General features: G+C 65.5%; 15 protein-coding genes. 7 read left to right on the top strand and 8 right to left on the bottom strand.

Translation table 11 applies throughout. The features are described 5' to 3' along the window. Window positions 1-29 precede the first annotated feature (29 nt). Window positions 30-299, top strand: coding sequence for a hypothetical protein (locus SMA01S_RS08955; protein ID WP_157093876.1), 270 nt, complete (start codon window positions 30-32; stop codon window positions 297-299). Here the strand turns inward: SMA01S_RS08955 and SMA01S_RS08950 are convergent, their stop codons facing one another. Both SMA01S_RS08950 and SMA01S_RS08945 read right to left on the bottom strand, forming a co-directional pair. Further along, window positions 300-1,547, bottom strand: coding sequence for an MFS transporter (locus SMA01S_RS08950; RefSeq protein WP_066820511.1), 1,248 nt, complete (start codon window positions 1,545-1,547; stop codon window positions 300-302). A gap of 411 nt (window positions 1,548-1,958) precedes the next feature. Next, a complete protein-coding gene (locus tag SMA01S_RS08945) occupies window positions 1,959-3,446 on the bottom strand; it encodes an amidohydrolase family protein (protein ID WP_066820510.1) in 1,488 nt (495 codons plus the stop codon). 116 nt (window positions 3,447-3,562) lie between these two features. On the opposite strand from SMA01S_RS08945, the gene SMA01S_RS08940 reads away from it, so the two are divergent. Next, the gene (locus SMA01S_RS08940; RefSeq protein WP_169804219.1) at window positions 3,563-4,960 is read left to right on the top strand and encodes a class I SAM-dependent methyltransferase; all 1,398 of its coding nucleotides are present in this window, start codon (window positions 3,563-3,565) and stop codon (window positions 4,958-4,960) included. 39 nt (window positions 4,961-4,999) lie between these two features. Further along, the gene (locus SMA01S_RS08935; protein ID WP_066820507.1) at window positions 5,000-7,375 is read left to right on the top strand and encodes an ATP-dependent helicase; all 2,376 of its coding nucleotides are present in this window, start codon (window positions 5,000-5,002) and stop codon (window positions 7,373-7,375) included. Window positions 7,376-7,377: 2 nt separating this feature from the next. On the opposite strand, the gene SMA01S_RS24145 is transcribed toward SMA01S_RS08935, so the two are convergent. Both SMA01S_RS24145 and SMA01S_RS08925 read right to left on the bottom strand, forming a co-directional pair. Continuing rightward, complete coding sequence (locus SMA01S_RS24145; RefSeq protein ID WP_157093875.1) at window positions 7,378-8,463, bottom strand: FRG domain-containing protein; 1,086 nt, start codon at window positions 8,461-8,463, stop codon at window positions 7,378-7,380. A gap of 141 nt (window positions 8,464-8,604) precedes the next feature. Continuing rightward, window positions 8,605-9,327, bottom strand: coding sequence for a phosphatase PAP2 family protein (locus SMA01S_RS08925; RefSeq protein ID WP_066820503.1), 723 nt, complete (start codon window positions 9,325-9,327; stop codon window positions 8,605-8,607). Between the two features lie 75 nt (window positions 9,328-9,402). On the opposite strand from SMA01S_RS08925, the gene SMA01S_RS08920 reads away from it, so the two are divergent. The 4 genes from SMA01S_RS08920 (at window position 9,403) to SMA01S_RS08905 (ending at window position 12,008) form a co-directional block, all read left to right on the top strand. After that, complete coding sequence (locus SMA01S_RS08920) at window positions 9,403-9,588, top strand: hypothetical protein (RefSeq protein ID WP_066820501.1); 186 nt, start codon at window positions 9,403-9,405, stop codon at window positions 9,586-9,588. Window positions 9,589-9,876: 288 nt separating this feature from the next. Continuing rightward, window positions 9,877-11,190, top strand: a complete 1,314-nt coding sequence (chrA, locus tag SMA01S_RS08915) for a chromate efflux transporter (RefSeq protein WP_066820499.1) — start codon at window positions 9,877-9,879, stop codon at window positions 11,188-11,190. Window positions 11,191-11,199: 9 nt separating this feature from the next. Further along, complete coding sequence (locus SMA01S_RS08910) at window positions 11,200-11,550, top strand: DUF3147 family protein (RefSeq protein WP_066820497.1); 351 nt, start codon at window positions 11,200-11,202, stop codon at window positions 11,548-11,550. Between the two features lie 98 nt (window positions 11,551-11,648). Then, window positions 11,649-12,008: a hypothetical protein gene (locus SMA01S_RS08905; RefSeq protein ID WP_066820495.1), complete on the top strand. Its 360-nt coding sequence runs from the start codon at window positions 11,649-11,651 to the stop codon at window positions 12,006-12,008. A 42-nt stretch (window positions 12,009-12,050) separates the two neighbouring features. Here SMA01S_RS08905 and SMA01S_RS08900 read toward each other — a convergent pair whose 3' ends face one another. The 4 genes from SMA01S_RS08900 to SMA01S_RS08885 all read right to left on the bottom strand — a co-directional run bounded on the left by SMA01S_RS08900 (window position 12,051) and on the right by SMA01S_RS08885 (window position 15,669). Beyond that, the gene (locus tag SMA01S_RS08900) at window positions 12,051-12,422 is read right to left on the bottom strand and encodes a GFA family protein (protein ID WP_066820707.1); all 372 of its coding nucleotides are present in this window, start codon (window positions 12,420-12,422) and stop codon (window positions 12,051-12,053) included. Between the two features lie 64 nt (window positions 12,423-12,486). Beyond that, complete coding sequence (locus SMA01S_RS08895) at window positions 12,487-12,822, bottom strand: WYL domain-containing protein (RefSeq protein ID WP_066820705.1); 336 nt, start codon at window positions 12,820-12,822, stop codon at window positions 12,487-12,489. Window positions 12,823-12,898: 76 nt separating this feature from the next. Continuing rightward, a complete protein-coding gene (locus SMA01S_RS08890) occupies window positions 12,899-13,285 on the bottom strand; it encodes a DUF427 domain-containing protein (protein ID WP_066820493.1) in 387 nt (128 codons plus the stop codon). 50 nt (window positions 13,286-13,335) lie between these two features. Further along, complete coding sequence (locus tag SMA01S_RS08885) at window positions 13,336-15,669, bottom strand: GH92 family glycosyl hydrolase (RefSeq protein WP_439654306.1); 2,334 nt, start codon at window positions 15,667-15,669, stop codon at window positions 13,336-13,338. Between the last annotated feature and the right edge of the window lie 169 nt (window positions 15,670-15,838).

Raw genomic sequence — 15,838 nt, 5'->3', positions numbered from 1 at the left:
GGACGCGCATGAAGGAGAACAGGTCATTCATGATCGCGCTGGTGCTTGTGGTCATGTCAGGCGTGATGATCGGATTGTTCGCGTTCGGCGTTAGCGGCAAGGGCGCCCAGTCGGCGGCCCCAGCGGGTGCCTCGCCGGACGCCAATGTCAGCGCCAGCGTGGCGCCTTCGGCTCCCTCACCCTCGACCCCGGCGCCCGAACCGATGGCGCCGGTCCAATATGATGATCCCGCGGCGAGCGGCGCTCCCTCCGCGACGCCGACGACAGATTCTCCGACCCGTCGCCCCGCCTTGTTTTGATTAGCGGCGGCGCGACACCGCGAGCCCAATCCAGCTCAGTACGCCGGCCGCCGCCAGATACAGACCGACCCAGCCAAGACCGCGCGCCGACAACGCCTGCGCCGCGAACGGAGTTAACGCGCCGCCGATCACGCCGCCGACATTGAACGCGATCGACGCCCCGGTATAGCGCACGCGCGCCGGGAACTGATCGGGCAACCAAGCCCCGACCGGCCCATAGACAAACCCCATTACGAACAGCGCGAAGGCCAGGAACAGGCCGGCCAGCGCGAGCGGCCCGGCCATCAACGGCGCCAACAGCATGCCCGCGGCCACCGTCCCTGCGCATCCCCACATCAGCACCGTCCGCGGGTTCGACCGGTCGCTCCACCAGCCGGCGATCGCGATGCCCGCGGCCATGAACAGGATGGCGACGAGCTGGACGCCGAGGAACGCTTGTTTGGCGTGTCCGAGCTTGGTCGTGCCGTACCCGAGTGCGAACGCGGTCGCGATGTAGAAGATCGCGAAACACGCCACCACCGCTAGCGTCCCGCGCACCACCGCGCCGAGATGATCGCGCGCCATTTCGCCCAGCGGAACGCTCGGCGGCGGCCCCTCTGCGAGCACGCGCTTGAATGCCGGAGTCTCGCTCACCTTGAGCCGCACCCACAGTCCTAGTCCGACGAGGATCGCGCTTGCCAGGAACGGCAGCCGCCATCCCCAGTCGCGAAACTGCTCGGGCGTCAACGTCACGCCCAGGATCAGGAACAGGCCGTTCGCCGCGATGAACCCGATCGGCGCGCCCATTTGCGGCGCGGTGCCGAACCGGCCGCGCCAGCCGTCAGGCGCGTTCTCGACCGCAAGCAGCGCCGCCCCGCCCCACTCGCCGCCGAGGCCGAACCCCTGGCCGAAGCGGAGCACGCACAGCAATAACGGCGCCCACCAGCCGATCTGCTGATAAGTCGGCAGGAAGGCGATCAGCAATGTCGACGCACCCATCAGCATCAGGCTGGCGACCAGGGTCGATTTGCGCCCGATCCGGTCGCCGAAATGGCCGAACACCGCGGCCCCGACCGGGCGCGCGACGAAGGCGAGCCCGAAGCTGGCATAAGCCGACAGCAATTGCGCGGTGTCGGATGACGAGGGGAAAAACAGCGGCCCGAGCACCAGAGCGGCGGCGGTCGCGTAGATATAGAAGTCGTAAAACTCGACCGAGGTGCCAACCAGGGCGGCGAGCAGGATGCGGCGATTGGCGATGATCGGGTGCATGCGCCCACTGCACGCAGCCTGCGACAATTTGCAACAATTGCGACATTGCGCTGCGACAAAGTGCGCCTACCTATGCCTTGCCGCGGAGAGTTCTTCCCCTTGCTTGCCGCGGTTTGTACCGGCCCCCTCCCCCTGTGGGCCGGTCCTCCCTGAACTACGGGGCGGTTCCACCTGCGGACCGCCCCCCTTTTTTTGCCCGGCATGGCCGCGAACGAGGCCCGCCGATGATCGCGCTCTTTTTTCGCGTTGCGACATTTTGATACAAGATTGACACGCGCGTGCGACAAATCGCGCCCAGAGCGCCGCTCGCGGAAGGCCCCTTGCTGACCGCGAGCGCCGGTCCATCCCCATGTGCCGGCTCTTCCCGAACTGCGGGGCGGTTCTTCCCGGAACCGCCCCGTCTTTTCGGGGTCAATATTGGCCGTAGCGCCCTCGCACCGATGCCAGCAGCGCCGCCGGATCATAACCGACGCCATCCTTGAACACCGTCTCGACATTCTCGATGTCGGCGATGCGCCGCGACGGATCGCCACGGACGAGCAGCAGATCGGCGTGCTTGCCGACCGCGATCGAGCCGATGCGATCGGCCAGCCCCAGATAGGTAGCGCCGTTGAACGTGCCGATGCGAATCGCCTCGAGCGGGGTGAACCCGGCATCGACCAGCAATTCGATCGCGCGCTGGTCGCCGAATCCGGGCAACACATGGCCGTCGCCGGTGGGATCCGGTCCGGCCAGCAACAGACCGCCCGCCGCGACGAAGGCGCGCTCCATGGCAAGCTCATTGGTCCAGAGTGTCGCAAGTTCCGCCCGCGCGGCGTCGCTGCGGCGGCCGACCCGGGCAAAGCCGTAAAGATAGGCTGTGCGCGCCTCCGCCGTCAGCAACTCCAACTGGCGCGGAGGAAGGATCTTGTAGGCAGGTGACGCATCCTCGAACACCGGCAAGGTCGAGGTCACCGCCACATGACGGTCGACCAATATCTTTATCAACGCAGCACCCGCAGCACTGCCGGGCGTCATCGCGGTCAAGGTGGGGTCGCCGCCGCTGTCCGGGCATTTGTCCGGTGACTTGCCCGGGTCGAGCTGCGTATTGACGAAGAAGCCGTGCTCCAGATCGTCGATCCCCAGCGCCGCCGCCTCGGGATAGGTCACCGAACACAGATGCCCGGTGAGCTTCAGCCCACGACGATGCGCCTCGTCGATCGCCGCCTTGAGCTCGTCGCGGGTGATGTTCATGTACGCTTTGAACGAGGTCACGCCATGATCCGCCCAGAAGGCGACGACGCGGCGGGCATCGTCGGCATCCTTCAACCGCTGCATCTGGATGAACGGGCTGCTCGCCCCTTCTAGATACGGGCCGGTCACGTCCATATGCGGGCCGGGCAGATCGCCGCGATCGATCGCGCGCTTGATATTGACGTCGGTTGCCGGCTCGACCGCGCCCGTCGTCCGCATCGTGGTGACGCCCGCCGCCAGATACATACGGGGCGAGCTGAACGCCATTTCGGGCACCATGATCGGCGGTTCCGACTTGCCCTCGGAGGTCAGATTGGGCCGTGCGGCATAATACATATGGTCGTGCATGCCGACGATGCCGGGCAACACGGTTTGCCCGGTCGCGTCGATGACGCGATATCCCGCCGGCACGGGATCGCCGCCTGCGCCGATCCCCACGATCTTGCCGCCGTCGATCAGCAGCAGCCGGTCGTCCTGCGCGGGCGCGCCGGTGCCGTCGATGATCCGGACATGTGCGAGCGCGATCCTGGCGTCGCCGAGCTTGACGAAAGGCTGCACCGCTTTGCCCGGCACCGCGCGCGGCGGCAGGATCGCCGCGGCCATGTCGACTTTCTCGGCAGGCGCGGCGGCAAGCAGCAAGGCGGTCAGCGGAATCAGTGGTCGCATCGTTCTTGCCTTCCCAAAACCGGCGTCAGGCGAACGATGCGATGTTCGGCGGCGCAAGGCAATCGCGCCCTATGGCCGCCTTGCCGCCCGGCGGCCGCCGCGCCATGGTCGCAACGATGACCGACACACCCTCCGTCAAGCGCCTCGCCGCCGCGACCAGCGCCTGGCGGGCGGCGGCCGACGATGCAGCCGTGCGTACCCGGCTGGCGGTCCAGCTGTCGCGTCGGCCCGATCTGGCCGATGCATCCCACCTGCCGGCGATCGCAGCGATGATCCGCGATCCGGAGATCGATCCCGCCCAATTCGAACGCGCGGGCTGGGTCGCGCTCGGTCCGGCGCTGCCCGATCCCGCCGATCCGCAGGCCGCAGCGCTCTGGCTCGACCGCCACGATCTTGCGATCGCGCTGATCGAGGAAACCCAGGTCGCCGATGCCGCCGCCGAGCGCGTGCTAAGCGCGGTACGCCGCTGGCTGTTGCTCGACCGCAAAACGGGCGCTTTCCCCCGCCTCGCGGCAGCGTTGGTCCGGCAAGCGGCGATCAATGGCGGGGCCTGGCCGTTCGATGCGGAAGAACGCGCCGCGCTTCCCGCCACGCCCGATTTCCTTGCCGCCTATTTGCCGGCGCCACCGGACGCTGCCGGTGCGGATTTCGATGCGCCAGTGACGCGCGCGGTCGCCGCGCAATATGGCCGCTGGCCTTATCCGGTGTGGCAGCGGGCGAACGCCGTCACGCTGCGATCGCTTGCCGAGACGTTGCGCGCGTGCGGCTCCGACGCGCCGGTCCTGCCCGATCGACCCAATATCCTGGTCGCCGGTTGCGGCACGGGCCGCGAGGCGATGACGCTGGCCCGCCTGGCGCCAGATGCGACGGTGACCGCGATCGAGCTCAGCGACACCTCGCTCACCGTCGCGCGGGCGCGCTGCGCCGGGCAAGCCAATCTGCATTTGCTGCGCCATGATCTCCATGCCGTCGCCGAGCTTGGCCAGCGGTTCGACTATATCGTCTGCTCGGGCGTACTTCACCACCTGCCCGATCCCGAGGCCGGATGGGCGGCGCTGGTCGGGGTGCTGGCGCCCCGCGGCGCGATGCAAGTCGCGCTATACAGCCGGATCGCGCGATTGCCGGTCGCCGCCGCGCGGATGCGGCTGGGCGCGCTGATGCGCGAGCCGGTCAGCGACGATCTGATCCGCGCCGCGCGGCGTCAGCTGATCGCCGCGCCGGTGCCGAGCGTGACCGACTCGCGCGATTTCTTCAGCACCGCCGGCGTCCACGACCTGCTGTTCCACGTCCATGAGGATTGTTTCGACGTGCCCCGGATCGAGCGGGCGATCGATGCGCTCGGCCTGAAATTGCTGCGCTTCGGGCTGCCGACACCGGAAGACGCCGCGCGATATCGCGAGCTCGCCCCACACGATCCGCTGCACCGCGATGTCGCCGCATGGCATGCCTATGAAATGGGCCACCCGTCCACCTTCGCGGGGATGTATCGGATGACGCTCACTCGCGCGTCCTGACGGTTGCCCCGCCGGGCACCGTTCCCTAAGTGTTCACGCGTGACCGACCCTGCCCCCGCCTCTCTTCCCGACGATCCGCCTTATCTGCGCGGCCTCAATCCGCCGCAGCGTGAAGCGGTGCTGACCACCGACGGCCCAGTGCTGGTGCTGGCCGGCGCGGGCACGGGCAAGACGGCGGCACTGACCGCACGGCTCGCGCACCTCCTCTGGACGCGCAAGGCCTATCCGTCCGAAATCCTCAGCGTCACCTTCACCAATCGCGCCGCGCGCGAGATGAAGGAGCGCGTCGGCCGCCTGGTCGGCGACGCGGTCGAGGGGATGCCGTGGCTCGGCACCTTCCACGCGATCGGCGCCAAGATGCTGCGCCGCCATGCCGAGCTGGTCGGGCTGCACCCCAATTTCACCATCCTCGACACTGACGACCAGCTCCGCCTGCTCAAGCAATTGATCCAGGCCGAGGATCTCGACGAGAAGCGCTGGCCGGCGCGGCAACTCGCCGGGCTGATCGACGAGTGGAAGAACAAGGGCCTGACGCCCAAGGATGTCGATGCCGGCGAAGGCGAACGCTACGCCAATGGCCGCGGCGCGCAGCTTTATGCCGCCTATCAGGAGCGATTGCGCGCGCTGAACGCCTGCGATTTCGGCGACCTGCTGCTCCACATGCTCACCGTCCTGAAAACGCATCGCGAAGTGCTGCAGGAATACCAGCAGCGCTTTCGCTACATCATGGTGGACGAGTATCAGGACACCAACAGCGTCCAATATCTGTGGCTCCGCCTGCTCGCCCAGGAACGCAAGAATATCTGCTGCGTCGGTGACGACGACCAGTCGATCTATTCGTGGCGCGGCGCGCAGGTCGAAAACATCCTGAAGTTCGAGAAGGACTTCCCCGGCGCCAAGGTGATCCGGCTCGAACAGAATTATCGCTCGACCCCGCACATCCTCGCCGCCGCGTCGGGGGTGATCGCCAACAATTCGGGCCGGCTCGGCAAGACGCTGTGGACCGAGCATAACGAGGGCGAGAAGGTGAAGGTGCTCGGCGTCTGGGACGGTCCCGAGGAAGCGCGCCGTGTCGGCGACGAGATCGAGGCGGCGCAACAGATCCGCGGCGCCAGCCTAGACGACATCGCCATCCTGGTCCGCGCGCAGCATCAGACGCGCGAGTTCGAAGACCGCTTCATCTCGATCGGCATGCCCTATCGCATCGTCGGCGGTTTCCGCTTCTACGAGCGGCAGGAAATCCGCGACGCGCTCGCCTATCTCCGCGTCGTCGCCCAGCCCGCCGACGACCTGGCGTTCGAGCGCATCGTCAACACCCCCAAGCGTGGTCTCGGCGACAAGGCGTTGGCCAAGGTCCACCAGCTCGCCCGTGCAGAACAGGTCCCGCTGACCACCGCCGCGGCGCGCATCCTCGACACCGACGAACTCACCCCGCAAGCTCGTCGCGCGCTCGGCAATTTGGTCACCGACATCATGCGTTGGCGGAGCATGCTAAATTCCTCCCCAGAACGTGGAGACGGGGACCAGCTAACGGAGCTGACTGGCGGAGGGGGCGTGCCTCACTCCGAACTCGCGAGAGTCATCCTGGACGAGAGCGGCTACACCGCCATGTGGCAAGCCGAGAAATCCGCCGACGCCGCCGGCCGCCTCGAGAACCTGAGCGAACTCGTCCGTGCGATGGAGGAATATGAAACGCTCGGCGCGTTCCTCGAACATGTCAGCCTCGTCATGGACAATGAGGCGCAGGCGGATGAGGCCAAGGTCACGATCATGACCATCCACGCCGCCAAGGGCCTCGAATTCGACACCGTGTTCCTGGTCGGCTGGGAAGAAGGCCTGTTCCCCTCGCAACGCGCGCTCGACGAAGGCGGGCTGACCAGCCTCGAGGAAGAACGCCGCCTCGCCTATGTCGCGATCACCCGCGCCCGGCGCCGCGCGATCATCATCCACGCCGCCAACCGCCGCATCTACGGCCAATGGACGTCGAGCATCCCCAGCCGCTTCGTCGGCGAACTTCCGCAAGCACATATCGACAGCGAAAGCAGCATGTCGGGCGGCGAAAGCCTGTGGCGCGCGAACTGGAGCGAGCGGAGCGATCCGTTCGCCGATGTCGGACGTGGGACCGGGCGCGGGCCTGGGTGGCAGAGGGCGGCGGGCACGCTCAACGCGGCCAAGCCGGGTGGCGAATGGCAGAGCCGGACGTTCACGCGCGAGCCCGCACGAGTGGTGGAGAGCCGTGCGAGTGCGGTGAGTTTGGGGAATAAGGGACGCAGCGACCTGTCGGTCGGCATGCGCGTGTTCCACCAGAAGTTCGGTTATGGTGAGATTGCGGAGATCGAGGGAAATAAGCTGGAGATCGATTTCGAGCAGGCCGGGCGGAAGCGGGTGATGGATAGCTTTGTGACGGTGGGTTAATCTTACTGTTGGTGGAACATTCGTCCCCTCAAGTCCTCGCAGGCCCCGTCCAAGCCGGGAAAGAGCGACCCTGCCGTTATTCCCATAAAGCTCAGTTCGATCATTATTTCGCGACGGGAAGAAGCGGGTAAGTCAATTGCGTAAAGATACGTTTTTCCTTTTTCCGATTCACGGAAACGAATGTACGATTCGATGTCATCAGTATTTGCCAAGGTCGAGAGGGCCTGCTGGGGAATAGCTCTGGGATTTTCTATTGCTAAAGCTTCAAGAAACGAGAAATGTATATCGGCAAAATTAATTGCCTGAATCTGATTAAAATCAGACTCCCACTGATCTTTGTCAAAAGCGAATATTCTGACCATATCGCTAGGCGAGTTTGCGCCTTGTCGTCTTCTATAGGCAAAAAAAGCGGCAACAAAAGGAGAGTATGTCCAGTCGAGTAGTGGTGTAGGGTAACCGTGATGCTGCAGTAAGTTCCAGAAAGCCCCTTGCTCGTCTGGGCGCGACAGATCGAAAATATGCCGCGTCCTAGCCGTTAGGAGCCTATGAGCAACCGGAATATCTTTCACGGTGTATCGTACCAGATCTTTTCGATGTGATCTGTGAAATGCAGTCCGCAATTTGAACGCCTCCGGCTGTCCTCGAAAAACGTATTTTCCTGGACTTTGCCCGAGAGCAAATTCTTTGAAAGTATCCCACGTTTTTACCGTAGCAATCGGTTTTAAGTCAGACGGAGAGCCTCCGTCGCTTCGCTTAAGAAAAGCGCTTCCTCTCGTACCGACACTGGACTTCCACGACACTTTAAGGGTGTCGCCCTGCTTTTCCATTTCGACGTCGGCGGTCTCGGGAAACGATATGTCGGGGTACTTCGCAGAGATATTTTCCCTCCCCAACAGGACGGTTTGCCCCTCTTCAAGCCAGGCGAGTGGAATAGCCTGCAGCTTACAAGAATCTGAACGATCTGACGTAACGATCTGACACACTATGCCCGGCTCACCTTTAGCCAACAAACGAGCCATGCCTTCATAGTGAGAAAAGCAATCATCTATGTCGACGATTAGACGCCCAACTGTGTCTCCATCGGTCACCCCGATCCATTGACCTTCCACTCTTACGCCCCCCGATCACAATTGTTGCATTCAGTATAAGCACGTCGGCTGGTTCGCGAAAACGCCTCTGCTAACCAACTTGCGAAACCTCGACCACCGATGCGCTCACCACTCCCATGACTAGAAACTCCGGTGCCGCCGCCCCAACCACCGATCCCCCATCCACACCAGCAACGCCCAGGCCGTCCCGAAGCACCAGCCCGCCAGCACGTCGCTCGGCCAATGCACGCCAAGATACACCCGGCTCATCCCGATCAGCACGGCGATCAGGCTGAAGAACGCGACCACCGCGACGCGCCCCGCCCGGCCGCGCCAGCCATCGCGCGGCATGCCTTCCGCCAGCATCAGCGCGAGCGTCAGATAGACCGCGGACGAGATCATCGCGTGGCCGCTGGGGAAGCTGGCATGGGTCACCTGGACCAGATGCGGGACGAGCTCGGGGCGCGGGCGGGCGATCCAGTTCTTGAGCAGGCCGTCGATCACCGAACTGCCGATCAGCGACAGCGCGATCCCCGCCGCCTCCGACCTTTTGCCCGCGCCGATCAGCCAGGCGATGCCGGCCACGCCGAACAGCCACAGCAAGGTGTAACCGCCGAGCGCGCTGATATCGACCGCCGACTGTAGCAGCCAGGACGGCCCGATCGGGGTCTGCGGATGCCCCGGCACGCGGAGCGCGAGCAGCAGGCGAGTGTCGAAGGAGAACCCTTCCCCTTCGATCAGCTCGTCGGCCAGGTGCACGCCCAACAACACCAGCGACACTGCGAACAGGACGAGCGCCGGCCATGCCCAGCCGCCGCGCCGCGCCGGCGCCACAATCGCTTCGATGCTGTCTGGTTCGGTCATCGCCCCTCCAACGCGCGAACTCTCGCACGGTCCCGGGATCCGTGCCAGACTGTCGCGACCTTGGGGGATCTGCCGATGCGACGCTATCTGATCGTCTCCGCCGCCATCTTCGTCCTGATCCTGGGCGCGCACGTCGCGCGCGTGGTTGCGGAGGGAACGCGCCTGCTCATCGAGCCCGATTTCGTAATGGCGTCGCTCGCCGCGCTCGGGATGGCGATCTGGGCGATCGTATTGCTGCGGCGGTTGCCGACGGAGGGGTGATGGAGCGACTGAGCGGTCGACTTCCAGATTTCCCCTCCCTGCAAGGGAGGGGATCAAGGGGTGGGTTGAGCGCCGGACGGGGCTCGATGCCTCGTCCGGCGCTGTTTTGTCGGTCGGCCATCGAGTCTTTAGAGGGCGCGCGGGCGCGCGCACCCACCCCCAGCCCCTCCCTGCAAGTAGGGAGGGGAGTTAGAAGCATCCTCTGGCCAAGCAAAATTACGGAGACGCAGCCGATCCGGGCCGGCATGATCCTGGCAACCTGATCCGCGCCGAGGGGAAGACATCGCCGTGACCGAGCCGAGCCCGACCTTCGCCGAGCTGGTGCGCACCTTCGCGCGGATCGGATGCCTCAGCTTTGGCGGCCCGGCCGGACAGATCGCGCTGATGCATCGCGAGATCGTCGAACAAAAACGCTGGGTCGATGAGGACTCGTATCTCCACGCGCTCAACGTCTGCATGCTGCTGCCCGGGCCGGAGGCGCAGCAGCTCGCGACCTGGATCGGCTGGCGGCTGCACGGCGCCCGCGGCGGGCTGGCGGCGGGGCTGTTGTTCGTCCTGCCCGGCGCGTTCGTCATGCTCGTTCTGTCGGCGCTTTATGCCGCGGCGGCCGGGCTGGCCTGGTTCGCGGCCTTGTTCCTCGGCATCAAGGCGGCGGTGCTGGCGATCGTCGTCCAGGCGCTGATCCGGATCGGGCGCCGCGCGCTCGATACCGGGTTCAAGCGCGGCATCGCCGTGGCGGCATTCCTCGCTTTGTTCGCGATCAACGCCCCCTTCCCGCTCGTCGTGCTGGGCGCCGGCGCGATCGGCATTGCCGTCGCGGCATGGCGGCCGGCGCTGCTCGCCCTGGCGCCATCGGCGGAGGGTGACGCGGCGCGCACGCCCTTGCCGATCTGGCGGACGGTGCGGACGGTGATCCTGTGGCTGGCGATCTGGGCAGCGCCGATGGTGGTCGTGCTCGTCCTGCTCGGCCCCGGCCATGTGCTGTGGAAGATCGGCCTGTTCTTCTCGCGGCTGGCAGTGGTGACGTTCGGGGGGGCCTATGCGGTGCTCGCCTATATGGCGCAGCAGGCGGTTCAGACGCAGGGCTGGCTGCTGCCGGGCGAGATGGCCGACGGGCTGGGCCTGGCAGAGACCACGCCCGGGCCGCTGATCCTGGTGACGCAGTTCGTCGGCTATCTCGCCGCGTTTCGCGCGCCGGCCCCGTTCACGCCGTTCGTCGCGGGCGTGCTGGGTGCCGGCCTGACGATCTGGGTGACGTTCGCGCCGTGCTTCCTGTGGATCTTCGCGCTGGCGCCGTGGATCGACCGCGCGCGCAACGCGACGCGACTGAAAGGCGGGCTTGCCGCGATCACGGCGGCGGTGGTCGGGGTGATCGCCAATTTGAGCCTTTGGTTCGCGCTCCACGTGCTGTTTCGTCGCACCGCGCCGCTCGACGCAGGCCCCATCCGATTGCTGCTGCCCGACTGGGCGAGCGTGAACCTTGCCGCCGTCGCGCTCGCTGCCCTTGCCGCGATGCTGCTGTTTCGAACGCGGCTGGGATTGCTCGGAACGCTCGCGATCTGCGCCGCGGCCGGGCTTGGGATCGGCGCGGTCGCGGCGTAGAGGGGGACCATGCTCCAGCTTGCCCTAAAAGCCGCGATCTCCGGCATCCTGATCGCCGCCGCCTCGACCCTCGCCAAGCGCTATCCCGGCTTCGGCGCGCTGATCGCCTCGCTCCCGCTCGTCTCGGTGCTCGGAATGCTGTGGCTGTGGAGCGAGAAGCCCGATGCCGGCAACATGGCGGCGCATGCCCAGGCGACCTTCTGGTACGTGCTGCCGTCGCTGCCGATGTTCCTGGCGATTCCGGCGATGTTGCGCGCCGGCGTGCAATTCCACCTCGCGCTCGCGCTCGGCTGCGTGCTGACCGTGATCCTCTATCTCGGCATGACCGCGATCGCGCCGCGGCTGGGCATCCAGCTCTGAGGGGGAATGTGAACCTGTCAGAGACGGCTCGTTCAGGAACCATAACGGCTGCGAATCGTAGCGTTGGGAACGGCTCATATCGGGCCAGGAGAGGTTACATGAAAACGTTCCTGATAGCGGCTGGCCTGATGGCCACCATGCTGGGCGTTACACCAGCGGTTGCAGCGCCCGTCGCGGGCAACGCGCCGGGGATCGAAGCTCCGCAGTCGCGCGGCGACTGGCGTGATAATCAGCGCGATGACCGCGGAATGGATCGGCGCGATGATCGCGGCGACCGCCGGATGGATCGTCGCGACGACCGCCGTGGGGACCGTTGGGACAATGGCCGCCGCGACAATCGCCAGGACCGCTGGAACAATGGTCGCGGCAATCGCTGGGGCTGGAATGCTCGCCGTTGCCACAACGAACGCCGCCATGGCCGCTGGGTGCGCGTCTGCGGCCGCCGCAACTGGCGCTGAATGAACAAAAAGGGGCGGCCAGTTGGTCGCCCCTTTTTCGTTTCACCATAAATTCTTGCCGTCGATGACCATCACCGGCCAGTCGGCCGCTTCGAAATCGTCGAGCAGCCGCGCGTTGACCGCGATCCGCCGCGTCTTGCCGTCCCAACTGCCGTCACGCTGAAAAGCGGGACTGTCGGCATAGAGATCGCACCCACACGCCGAGCAGAAATGGTTGTGCACCGTCCGGGTGTTCCATCGATAGATCGCGTCGCTGTCCGCCAGCGTGACCTTGAACCGCTCGGGCGGGTAGTAAGCGTAGAGGTGCCCGCGCTTCGCACAGAACGAACAGGTGCAGCGGGTCAGCGCCTCGGGCAGGTCGCCATCGATCTCGAACGCATTACGCCCGCAATGGCATCGGCCGGTCAGTGGCATCGGCATTCTCCTCTCGGCACTACGCTCGAAGCGTATTGGAGTTGCCGCAGGAGAACGGCTCAGGTCAGGCTTCTACCGCCATCAGCGTCGAGCCGACGAAGCGTTCGTCCTCGGGCTCATAGACCGAGCTGGTCACGAAATCGCGCTCTTCGAGACGCAGGCCGACCAGGCCGTCGAGCTTGAACAGACCGACCTTTTCCTCGCGCGGGCGCTGCCCCTCGCGCTCGATGGTCACCGCGGCGACGTAGAGCGCGTCGTTCTTGGTGAACAAGGCATGCGGCGCCAGGATCACCGCCATGCGGTTATAGGTCGCCGCGACGCACTTCTTGCGCACGATCCCTTCCAGGATGACGGGGGGACCGCCATTCGGCGCGGGCTCGGTTTTCTCAGCGAGGTACATGACTCGGCCATAGCGGAAATGCTGCATTGCAGCAAGAACCTAGGGGCAAAATGTGTTATCCGGCGGCCCGGAAGCGTCAGTCGTCGCGTTCCTCGATCACTACGCGGTCGGGGTAGAAAGCAAGGTGACTGCGGATGCCGGCTACCGCCTCATGCGGTTGCTCATAGGTCCAAATCGCATTGTCGCCGCGATCGATGCCGGGAATCGAGAAATAGGACGCCTCGCCTTTATACGGGCACCAGCTGTGATGATCGCTCCGCTCGAGCGCCGCCAGATCGGCATCGGCGCGCGGAATATATTGCACCGCGGGATAGCTCGCTTCCTTGAGCGTCAAGGCGTTGCGCGTGTCGGCGATCACCTTGTCGCCGGCGCTGACAACGACGCGCTTCGGGTTGGCCGTGACGGTGATCGGGTGGTCGGGGCCCGGAATCAGCGTGCGGCGGGCAGTGGCGGTATCGGACATGGCGATCCTCCTTGGGACTGCCGGTCAGATGGGTCCGCCCCCTGCCCCACTCAATAGCCGCTCATCGAATAAGGCCGGGAGGCGGTGCTGGTGCCCCAGGCCTTGTTGGGCGTCGCGCTCATGGTGAAGCGCAGCGTGCCGCCGCGCATGATCTCGTCATGCCCGATCCACACGCGGTCGAGCGGTTTGCCGTTGAGCGTTACCGCGCCGACATAGCGGTTGGCCGGCGACAGACCGTCGGCGGTGATGGTGAAGCGCTTGCCATTGGGCAGGTTGAGCGTCGCGCGGTCGACGAACGGACGGCCGATCACATATTGCCCGCTGCCCGGCGCCACCGGGTAGAAACCGAGCGACGTGAATACCAGCCAAGCCGACATCTGGCCGAGATCGTCATTGCCCGCGAGCCCATCCGGCGTCGGCTTGTACTGGCTGTCGACGATCTGCTTGAGCCGCTCCTGCGTCCGCCATGGCGCGCCGGCATAGGCATAGAGATAGGCAACATGGTGGCTCGGCTCGTTGCCATGGATGTACTGCCCGATCAGCCCGGCGATATCCTCGGCATGGCTGTAATCGACCTTCGAATTGTCGAAGTCGAACATCGCGTCGAGCTTCTTCACGGTTGCCGCATCGCCGCCGAGCAGCTTGATCAGTCCGCCCTGATCATGCGGCATGAACCAGGAATATTGCCAGGCATTGCCTTCGGTATAGTCCGATCCGTAGTTGATCGCGGTTGGATCGAACGGGGTGCGATAGCTGCCGTCGGCCTTGCGCGCGCGCAGCCACCCCGTCTGGGTGTCGAAGCTGTTGCGCCAGAAGGCAGCGCGCTTCTCGAACGTCTCCGCCACATCGTTGCGACCGAGCTTTCGCGCCATTCGCGCGATCGTCCAGTCGTCAAACGCATATTCGACCGTCTTCGACGCCGCTTCGGGCTCACGGTCGATCGGCACGTAGCCGAGCTTCATATAGTCGCCGAGCCCGCCATAAGGCGCATAAGTCGCGCTCGCGACCATCGCATCGAGCGCCTTGTTGGCATCGAACCCCTTGATGCCCTTCAGATACGCGTCAGCGATGACCGGCACGGCGTGATAGCCGATCATGCACCACGTCTCCTGCCCCTGGAACTGCCAGACGGGCAAGATGCCGTACGGGCTTTGGTCGCGGCTCGCGAGCAGCGAGCGGACGACGTCGGTCGAGGTCTGTTGCGGCTGGATGATCGTCAGCAGCGGGTGCTCGGCGCGGAACGTATCCCACAGCGAAAAGGTCGAGCGGAAGGTGAAGCCCTCGGCCTTGTGGACCTGATCGTCGGGCCCGCGATAGCGGCCGTCGGCATCGCCCGCGATGCTCGGCGCCATCATCGCATGATAGAGCGCGGTATAGACCGACTTGCGGATGCCCGGCTCGGCCTGAATGTCGACCGCGCCCAGCGCTTTGGCCCAGGCCGCCTCGGTCTTCGCGCGGATCGCGTCGAAGCCGCCGGGCTCGCTGTCGAGGTTGCGGATCGCGCCGTCCTCATCGACGCTGGAGATCGCTACCCTGACCTCGAGCGGGGCATCGAGCCGGCCGAAATCGAGCCGCGCGACCAGCGCCCTGCCCTTGATCTCGGCGATGTCGCTACCGGTGCGGCCGGGGCCCTTGAAGCCCTTGTACGGGATGTCGGTCTCGCGATTGACGAATTCGTGCCCGGTGAGCGGGCGCGAGAAGCGCATCGCGAAGAACAATTTGCGCCCCGGCGCCCAGCCGCGCGTCTCGCGCCCGCCGGTCAGCGTGCCGTCGGCGCGGAGGCGAACCGAGGACCAGGACACCTTGCCGGGATAATTGTACAGGCTGGAGCGCAGGTCGAACACGAGGTGGGCGGGCTTGCCCACCTCGAACGTATAGCGATGCACGCCGATCCGCGCCCCCGCGGTCAGCTCGGCGCGGACGCCGGCATCGGTCAGGTTGACCGCGTAATAACCCGGCGACGCGACCTCGCCTTGATGGGTGAAGCGCGAGCGGTAGCCGCTGCCCGGCTTTGCGGGATCGCCCGGCTCGAGCGGCACGGCATCGCCCGACACCGGCATGACGAGGAAATCGCCGAGGTCGGAATGGCCCGATCCCGAGAAATGCGTCTGGCTGAACCCCTGGATGGTCGGATCGTCATAGCGATAGCCCGCGGCATGGCCGTAACAGGTACGGATCACGCAGGTCGCGTCGGTATCGGGCGACACCTGCATCATCCCGAACGGCGACACCGCGCCCGGGAACGTGTGCCCCTCTCCTCCCGTCCCGATGAACGGATCGACCGCCGCAACGGCGCCCGACGGCGCGGCCTGGGCGATCGGCGAGAAAACCAGCCCCCATGCGGCAAGCATGGCGGGCAGACGGCGGGGGAGGAGCATCGGCATGCTCCGCTTCAAAGCACACCAGCCGCCGCGCGCCAAGGTTACCGGCGAAATCAGGTCATTAGATATCCCCTCTCCCGCTTGCGGGAGAGGGTTGGGTGAGGGTCTTCTTTCTTCTTCCAAGCGAGGGATCGTCAAAAAGAAGAAAAAAGACCCTCACCTTCCCACCGCT

Origin of the sequence: Sphingomonas mali NBRC 15500 (assembly GCF_001598415.1) — a bacterium.
Classification (GTDB): Bacteria; Pseudomonadota; Alphaproteobacteria; order Sphingomonadales; family Sphingomonadaceae; genus Sphingomonas; species Sphingomonas mali.
This window is presented reverse-complemented; position numbering and strand designations above follow the sequence as displayed.